The following is a 1,958-nucleotide window of genomic DNA, read 5'->3' on the forward strand; positions in this document are numbered from 1 at the left end:
AGTAATCAGAAAGCAAAATCGGTTCTACTCGTTTCCAGTCTCCTGCGCTTTCGTCGTAAAGTTTTTTGGTTTCTTGTGTTGCTTTCATACCTATCTAACGTGATAAAATTTGCACTAATTTTGTTTTAGTCTAGCACTGTGCAAGTAATTACCCATAAAACTTTTACCAGTTAATCCGAAATCAGCTATCGCCAGAAAAACCAAATCTTCTTCTCCTAAGTTCACAGATTGATGCACGCACCAACGGGGAATAACAGCAAAAGTACCCGGTTCGACTTCGTTTTCATATTGATCAACAATAACTTTTCCTTGACCCTGAAGAAATACAAATACGGTTTCATGTGCGTGTCTGTGCATTTCATTCGCCTTTCCTGGCTTGACTATAACTAGGCGTGCATCTAAAACTTCTAGATCAAATGGCAGGCGAAATACGTTAAAATCAATATTGAGTTTATCAACCTTATTGTTGTATAAAGCCTCTAAGTTGCTGGCGCTGATTGTTGAAATAAGCTCCTTAGCTTCTTGCACATGAGTCAAGCTTTTTTGTTCATTAATTTTTTCGGTCAAGGCTCCCAGTCGCACTGTTTGAAAATCATGGTAAAGTTGTGATGCAAGCCTTAATATTGTTTGAGAGCATTGGCATTCATCAGATGGATTTTCAAGCCAATTTAACAAGTTCAGAACTTCTTCCTTGTGCTTTTCCCTTTGCATCCCGTATAGCAAAAGTGAACTCAATCCGGGTAGTAGTTTTTCCACTGGAACAGTAGATAAGTCTTCCGTCAATCCAATACGCATATCATTGATTTGATGCAATAAAAGTTCCTGTTCCTGATTAGACAGCTTTTTGCTTTTAATCATTTTAGTGAAAAGCGTAACAATCTTGGGTATGTCTGATGATGTCAAAGATTTATCTAGCGCCAACGCACGTTCATACATATTGTCCCAGTAAGCAGCACGTAGATCTAAGGCTTTTAACATTCCTTTCCGTAATTCCAGAACAGCCTGTTCGCCTTCACTGGCTAATTCCTTAGCAATTTCAACTAAAGTTAAGCTGTGTTCATCCTCCACTTCTGTATGTAAAGGAAAAAATACATATTGCTGCAAGGATAATGATGTATGGTTTTTAATCGCTTCAATAATGTGTTTGTAGATAAATTTAACAACAGATTCAGTCCCTAAACCTATGGCTCCAATAGCTTGGAGTGAGCTTCCATTCTGGAGCAGCGATAAGAATGATTCACGCCAGATTTCCACTTCAACACAAGGCGGTTGCCTGCTATCTACTCCCATCGCTTCTTGAAAACGCTTGAATAACTGTGGGTGAGGAATTTCCTGTACCCACTCGTCCTTAATACCTAATTTACGGATTGCTTCGAGATCTTCATGGTGTAGATGTCCGTTTTCTTCAGCTAAGTTCTTCAGCAGGTGATTTCGATGAGTGGGATTTTCTAGCTTTGATATTACTGCTGTTAAATAACGGGAAAACCAGTCACTATAAGCTCCGTATTGACTGGCAAAGTCTTTCATAACTTCATCAATATGTTGAAATTCTCCTTTTTCTAAAGCAAGTAAATACGGATGATTAATCGCTCGATGGCTTAGTGCTTCTTCGATTAAATTTTCCATTTTTTCTCATCCCCCGATAGCCGCCCTCTTTTAAATACCATCACAAAATTGGCCAATTGTCAATAGCTTTTGAGATGCGCTCCCCCTAAAAACAGATCATTCTTGGTTAAGATTCTCTGAGATTTTCTCTCTCTAATTCGATTAAATTATCGATTTTTTTTAGCTTGGCATCCCCAGCAAGATAACCGATACCGCGATGTAAATGTAAGCGAAATTGTTGAGTTAGAGTTTCTTTATCGGTTCCTAATCCGTCTTGATGACAACGTTGTTTGAGGGCAATTAAGAAAATATCGGCCATTTCTCCCCCGAATACTTTCCAAGATAATTCTACA

The 1,958-nt window shown here is 38.6% G+C and carries 2 protein-coding genes and 1 pseudogene; all 3 read right to left on the bottom strand.

What is annotated here, in order from left to right; translation table 11 throughout:
* A pseudogene (locus PX484_RS25625) lies at nt 1-88 on the bottom strand (class I SAM-dependent methyltransferase); the annotation flags it as partial.
* Nucleotides 89-114: 26 nt separating this feature from the next.
* A complete protein-coding gene (locus PX484_RS02195) occupies nt 115-1,626 on the bottom strand; it encodes a cupin domain-containing protein (RefSeq protein ID WP_287765570.1) in 1,512 nt (503 codons plus the stop codon).
* 106 nt (nt 1,627-1,732) lie between these two features.
* The coding region (locus PX484_RS02200) for a DndE family protein (protein ID WP_288102738.1) at nt 1,733-1,958 on the bottom strand (226 nt) is incomplete at its 5' end.

The organism is Microcystis sp. M49636_WE2 (genome assembly GCF_030065375.1).
GTDB classification, from domain to species: domain Bacteria; phylum Cyanobacteriota; class Cyanobacteriia; order Cyanobacteriales; family Microcystaceae; genus Microcystis; species Microcystis aeruginosa_C.

Bases quoted from the DNA above. Each gene is read 5' to 3' on its own strand.
- PX484_RS02195 (WP_287765570.1), bottom strand. From the start codon at position 1,626: ATGGAAAATTTAATCGAAGAAGCACTAAGCCATCGAGCGATTAATCAT.